Raw genomic sequence first — 6,201 nt, 5'->3', positions numbered from 1 at the left:
GGCGGCGAGCACCGCCTGCACCAGGAGCTCCTCCTCGGCATCGGCGGGGTGCGGGCCATCGCCGCGCACGCGCGGGTCACCGGGTCGCCCGTGCCGCGCGTCTTCCACACCAACGAGGGGCACGCCGGGTTCCTGGGCGTCGAGCGCATCTCCACGCTCATGGCCGAGGGCCTCGGCTTCGACGAGGCCCTGCAGGTCGTGCGCGCCGGCACGGTGTTCACGACGCACACGCCCGTGCCCGCCGGCATCGACCGCTTCGACGTCGAGCTCGTCCGTGCGCACGTCACGGACGCGCTGCTGCCCGGGGTGCCCGCCGACCGCGTCCTCGCGCTCGGCGCCGAGACCCACGACGGCGGCAGCCGGGACGTGTTCAACATGGCGCTCATGGGCCTGCGCCTGGCGCAGCGGGCCAACGGCGTCTCGCAGCTGCACGGCGAGGTCAGCCGCGGCATGTTCTCCGGGCTCTGGCCGGGGTTCGACACCGAGGAGGTGCCGATCACGAGCGTCACCAACGGCGTGCACGCGCCGACCTGGACGGATCCGATGCTCATGTCGCTCGCCCGCGAGCGCCTCGGCACGTGGGACACCACGGCGGCCGACTGGTCGTCCCCCGCCGTCACCGACGGCGACCTGTGGGACGTCCGCGGCCGCATGCGCGGCCAGCTCGTCGCCGACGCGCGCCGCCGGGTCGCGCGCGCCTGGCGCGAGCAGAACCCGGGCGCGGTCGAGCCCGCGTGGCTCGAGGACGTGCTGGACCCCGAGGTCCTCACCATCGGCTTCGCGCGCCGCGTGCCGACCTACAAGCGCCTCACGCTCATGCTCCACGACCGGGAGCGCCTCCGCCGCATCCTCACCGACCCGGAGCGGCCCGTGCAGATCGTCGTGGCGGGCAAGTCGCACCCGGCGGACGACGAGGGCAAGCGCCTCATCCAGGAGCTCGTGCGGTTCGCCGCGGAGCCCGGGATCCGCGGGCGGCTCGTGTTCCTGCCCGACTACGACATCGGCATGGCGCAGCTGCTCTACCCCGGCACCGACGTGTGGCTCAACAACCCGCTCCGCCCGCTCGAGGCCTGCGGCACCTCCGGGATGAAGGCCGCGCTCAACGGCGCGCTCAACCTGTCGATCCTCGACGGCTGGTGGAACGAGTACTTCGACGGCGGCAACGGCTGGGCCATCCCGTCGGCCGACCGGGCGCACGACGGCGCCGAGCGCGACGCCATGGAGGCGACCGCGCTCTACGACCTCATCGAGAACCGCATCGCGCCGCGCTTCTACGAGCGCGACGCGGACGGGGTGCCCGCCGGCTGGGTGCACGACATCCGGCACACGCTCGCGACGCTCTCGCCCGAGCTCAGCGCCGACCGCATGGTCCGCCAGTACGTCGAGCGGCTGTACGTGCCCGCGGGTCGGGCGCAGCGGATCGTCGCCGCGGACGACCACGCACGGGCTCGCGAGCTCGCGGCGTGGCGGGGCCGCGTGACGGCCGCGTGGCCGTCGGTGCAGGTCGCCCACGTCGAGTCCGAGGGCGTCGGGCAGCAGGCGCAGGTCGGCGACGAGCTGCGGGTGCGCGCCTGGGTGGACCTCGGCGGGCTCGGCGGGGAGGACGTGACCGTGGAGGTCGTCCACGGGGCGACCGGCGACGGCGACGTGCTCACCGACCTGGTCCGCCACCCGCTCGAGCCGGCGGGGGCCGCGGGGGGCCAGCAGGAGTACGCCGGCGCCGTGCCGCTCACGAGCGCGGGGCCCTTCGGCTACACGGTGCGGGTCGTCCCGCGCCACGAGCTGCTGGCCTCGAGCGCGGAGCCCGGGCTGGTCGCGGTCGCGGGCTGACGCGTCAGGCGGGGGTCGCCCCCAGCTTCGCGGCGAGCACCTCGGCGAAGCGGGCGTACCCCCGGTCGTTCGGGTGGTTGTCGGGGCCCATCCAGCCGTAGGGGTCCGATGCGCCCTCGCCCACCATGCGCGGGATGTACGCGCCGATCTCGAAGACGTCCGCGAGCGGATCCATGGACGCGGCGTCGCGGAGCGCCCCGATGTAGTCCGCCCAGGTCGTCCCCGCGATGGGCAGCGTCGTGCGCTCGTACGGCGGCGTGAAGAGGATGGGCGCCTCGCTCGTGGTGCGGATCAGCTCGATGAGCACCCGGGCGTCCGAGCGCACCTGCTCGGGGGTGCGGACCACCACGTCGTTGATGAGGTGCTCCGGCATCCACAGGTCGAGCTCGAAGCGCGGCGCCGAGCGGATCCACGTGCTGACCCCGTCCGGGCGGGCGAGCTCCGAGAGCTGCCAGAGCTGCGAGCCCGAGTTGCCGCCCTCGATGACGTGCACGCCGCGCTCCTCGTCGCCGTCGAACAGCCAGGCGCCCTCCAGCTCGGGCCGCCCGCCCGCCCAGGCGACCGTGAGCGTGTGCTCGGCCGGGTCCAGCTGCGGGCTCGTCCACGTGAGGGAGCCGCCGGCCTCGGCGCGGACCTGCTCCGGCGCCCCGTCGTCGACCTGGACGGTGATCGCCGCGTCGAGCCCGGGCGCCCACCAGCAGATGCGCGCCGACGTCATGCGCGCCGTGTAGGTGCCGGGCCCCGAGGCCTCCGTCAGCGGCACGACGCGGCGTCCCCACCCGTGCCGGCCTCCCGCCGTGGGCATCCCGGCGAACGCGAACCCCTGGTCGGCGGGGACGGTGATCTGGTGGCGGGACGCGATGTAGTCGAGCCCGCCGCGGGCGCCCGACGGGTACGCGCCGCGCAGCCGGTCGCGCAGCTGGGCGGGGTACGCGTGCTGCAGTGTCGACGCGCCCTGCCCCTCGGCGATGCTGTCGCCGAGCACGCCGATGGTGAGTCGCCGCTCGCGGACGCGCTCCCGGAGCGCGTAGAAGCCGGCGAGCGCGTCGTCGGGCGCGTACGTCATGGGCTCGAGGGGCGGGCCTCCCGACTCCGTCACGGCGGGAGCGGGCGGGTCGCCGGGGTCCGCGGAGGGACGGGGCCCGGCATCGGCGGTGGGATCGGCGGGACGCGGTGTCGTGGTGCACCCGGCGATCGCCGCGACGGCGGAGAGCGCCGCGACCCCGCCGGCCGCGACGAGCGCGCGCCGGGACATCGGGCGGCGCGCGGTCGGGGGGCCGGCATCGGGAGAGCGGTCGGCGTGGGGCGCGGGGGTCTCGTCGGTCACGTGCGGCGTCCTCGGTCTCGGGCGCGGGGGAGCGCGGGGGATCGTGCGGGCCCGTCCAGGAGAGCACACGACCGCCGGCGACGCGAACCCGCCACGGCCCCCGTCCGGGAGCGGCGTCCCGTCCGCAGGCACCGTACCCTCCACGCGGGCGGACCGGGTGGTGGCCCCGCGGGCGGACGAGCGGGCGGTCAGCGCGCGCGGTAGACGCGGAGCGAGGGCCCCTGCACCGCGATGCGGTCGCCCGGGGCGTCGTCCTCCGTCACCGGCTCGGGACGCTCCCACTCGCTCGTCCACAGCAGGCGCCACGCGGCGACGCCGGGCTGCGCCGGGAGCGTGACGTCGACGGCGCCCTCGAGACCGTGCACGACGACGAGGACGGTGCTCGGCTCCTCCGTCTCGGGCGTGGACGTCGTGATCCACTGCAGCGTCCGCGTGTCCGCGGAGCCCCACGCCGCCTCCGTCATCGGCCGGCCGTCGGCGTCGCGCCACGAGAGCACGGACGCGCTCGGCACCGCGGCCTCGGGGGAGGCGTAGCGCACGGGACGCAGCGCCGGGTTCTCCCGGCGGATGCGCAGCAGGTGCCGGGTGGTGGCGTGCAGGTCGAGGCGCCAGGCGTCCTCGTCCCAGTGCACCCAGGTCGCCTCGTTGTCCAGGCAGTAGCCGTTGTTGTTGCCACGCTGCGTACGGCCGCGCTCGTCGCCCATCGTGAGCATCGGGATGCCCGCGGACACGAGGAGGGTGCCGAGCAGGTTGCGCGACGTGCGGCGCCGCGCGGCGAGGACCGCGGCGTCGCGCGTCGGTCCCTCCACCCCGTGGTTCCAGGAGCGGTTCGCGTCCGTCCCGTCGCGGTTGGACTCCCCGTTGCCGCTGTTGTGCTTGCGGTCGTACGACGTGAGGTCCGCCAGCGTGAAGCCGTCGTGCGCCGTGACGAACGAGACGGACGCCAGCGGTCCGCGCTCGGCCGCGAACGTGTCGGAGGATCCGGCCAGGCACGACGCCAGCGCCCCGACGCCCTGGGGCGCGCGGCCCGAGCGGCGGGCCTCCGCGACGTCGGTGAGCCAGAAGTCGCGCACGCGGTCGCGGTAGCCGTCGTTCCACTCGCTCCAGCCGGATCCGAACCCGCCCGTCCGCCAGCCGCCCATGCCCACGTCCCACGGCTCGGCGATCATCAGGAGGCCCGCGAGCGCGTCGTCCTCGACGATGGCGCGCAGGAGCGGGTGCCCCGGGTCGAAGTCGACGTGCTCGTCGCGCCCCAGCGTGACGGCGAGGTCGAAGCGGAAGCCGTCGACGCCCATGACGTCGGACCAGTGCTCGAGGCTGTCCAGCACCAGCCGCTGCGCGTCGGGCCGGGACAGGTCGAGGGTGTTGCCGCAGCCGGTCACGTCGATGGGCGTGCCGTCCGGGGTGTGTCGGTAGTAGCGCGACCCGTCGATGCCTCGGAGGCTCGTGACCGGGCCGTCGGCGCCCTCCTCGGCGGTGTGGTTGTAGACCACGTCGAGCACGACCTGGATGCCGGCGGCGTGCAGGGAGTCGACCATCGCCCGGAACTCGTCCGCGACCGCGTCGGCCCCCGCGTCGCGGGCGCGGCGCGTGGCGTAGGGCGCGTGCGGCGCCAGGTACGCCAGCGTGTTGTAGCCCCAGTGGTTGATGCGGCCCTGGGCGCGCAGCCGCTCCTCGCTCGTGGAGGCGTGCACCGGCAGGAGCTCGACCGTCGTGATCCCGAGGTCCACCAGGCGCGCCACCGACGCGGCGTGGCCGAGCCCCGCGTAGGTGCCGCGCAGCTCCTCGGGCAGGCGCTCGTCGAGCTTGCTGAAGCCCCGGACGTGCATCTCGTAGACGACCTGCCGGTCCCGTGGCACGACGGGACGGGCGGCGCGGCGGGCGGCGCGCTCCGCGTCGGGCACGGGGCGCGTGACGACGGAGCGCCACGCGGCCGGGCCCACCTGCACGAGGCCGCGGGCGTAGGGGTCGAGCAGGTGCCGGGTCGGGTCGAACGCGTCGCCGGGGGCGGGATCGCCGTCCACCCGCACCGAGTACGCGGTGCCGGGGACGAGGAGCTCGCTGGACCCCGTCCACACGCCGTGCCCGCCGCGCTCCATGGCGACCACCTGCGCCACGCGACGGGGGTCGTCGACCGCCGAGACGGTGAGCTCCACGCGCGAGGCGCCGTGGCTCACGATGCGGAGCGTGCCGCCCGTGTCGGCGCCCGTGTCGGCGGGCGTCAGCCCCAGGGGCTCGGGCGGTCCGGGGCGCGGCATGCGACCTAGGGTAGATGGCATGACGGTCTACCTGGACCACGCGGCCACGACCCCCCTGCGGCCGGAGGCGATCGCGGCGCTCGCCGGGGCGCTCACGCTGGTCGGCAACCCGTCCTCCATCCACTCGCACGGCCAGGAGGCCCGGCGCGTGCTCGAGGAGGCCCGCGAGTCCATCGCCCGGGCGCTCGACGCGGAGCCCGTGGAGGTCGTCCTCACCTCGGGCGGCACCGAGTCGGTGAACCTCGGGATCAAGGGGCTGCACGCCGCGCGCACGGCCGCCGACCCGCGTCGGACGCGCATCCTCGTGCCCGACGGCGAGCACCACGCCACCGTCGACACGGTCGACTGGCTCGAGCGCCAGGGCGCCGTCGTCGAGCGGCTGCCCCTGGACGGCCTCGGCCGCATCGAGGTCGACGCCGTCGCGGCCGCGCTCGCCGCGGACCCCAGCTCTGTCTCGCTCCTCACCTTCCTCGCGGCCAGCAACGAGGTCGGGACGATCCAGCCGGTGGAGGAGCTGGCGGCGCTCGCCCGGGCCCACGGCGTGCCCGTGCACGTCGACGCGGTCGCGGCCCTCGGCCACGTGCCGGTCCCGTTCCGGCGGTGGCGGGACGCCGGCGTGCACGCCGTGAGCGTCTCCGCGCACAAGGTCGGCGGGCCCGTCGGCAGCGGTGCGCTCGTCGTCGCCCGCGACGCGCGGGTGGACGCGCTCATCCACGGCGGCGGGCAGCAGCGGCAGGTGCGCTCGGGCACGCAGGACGCCGCCTCCGCCGTGGCCTTCGCCGTGGC

4 protein-coding genes are annotated in these 6,201 nt (G+C 75.9%); 2 read left to right on the top strand and 2 right to left on the bottom strand.

Going from position 1 to position 6,201, the window contains the following annotated elements; all coding sequences use genetic code 11:
- Nucleotides 1-1,830 (top strand): alpha-glucan family phosphorylase (gene glgP, locus Q6969_RS12050; protein ID WP_317230657.1); only part of this gene is annotated, 1,830 nt, incomplete at its 5' end.
- Between the two features lie 4 nt (nt 1,831-1,834).
- Here the strand turns inward: glgP and Q6969_RS12045 are convergent.
- Together Q6969_RS12045 and Q6969_RS12040 are read right to left on the bottom strand one after the other, a co-directional pair.
- Nucleotides 1,835-3,157 (bottom strand): hypothetical protein, encoded by a 1,323-nt coding sequence (locus Q6969_RS12045; RefSeq protein WP_317230656.1) that lies wholly within the window; start codon nt 3,155-3,157, stop codon nt 1,835-1,837.
- Between the two features lie 188 nt (nt 3,158-3,345).
- Entirely contained in the window at nt 3,346-5,415 is a 2,070-nt protein-coding gene (locus tag Q6969_RS12040; protein WP_317230655.1) for an alpha-amylase family glycosyl hydrolase, read from the bottom strand.
- Between the two features lie 19 nt (nt 5,416-5,434).
- Here Q6969_RS12040 and Q6969_RS12035 point away from each other — a divergent pair.
- Nucleotides 5,435-6,201 (top strand): aminotransferase class V-fold PLP-dependent enzyme (locus tag Q6969_RS12035; protein ID WP_317230654.1); only part of this gene is annotated, 767 nt, incomplete at its 3' end.

It is taken from the genome of Clavibacter sp. MX14-G9D, assembly GCF_032917815.1.
Classification (GTDB): Bacteria; Actinomycetota; Actinomycetes; order Actinomycetales; family Microbacteriaceae; genus Clavibacter; species Clavibacter michiganensis_K.
Note: the sequence above shows the minus strand (reverse complement) of the source record. Positions and strands in the feature narration are given on the sequence as shown.

What these genes read in the sequence shown, in the direction of transcription:
- Q6969_RS12040 (WP_317230655.1), bottom strand. Translation starts at nt 5,415, where the DNA reads ATGCCGCGCCCCGGACCGCCCGAGCCCCTGGGGCTGACGCCCGCCGAC.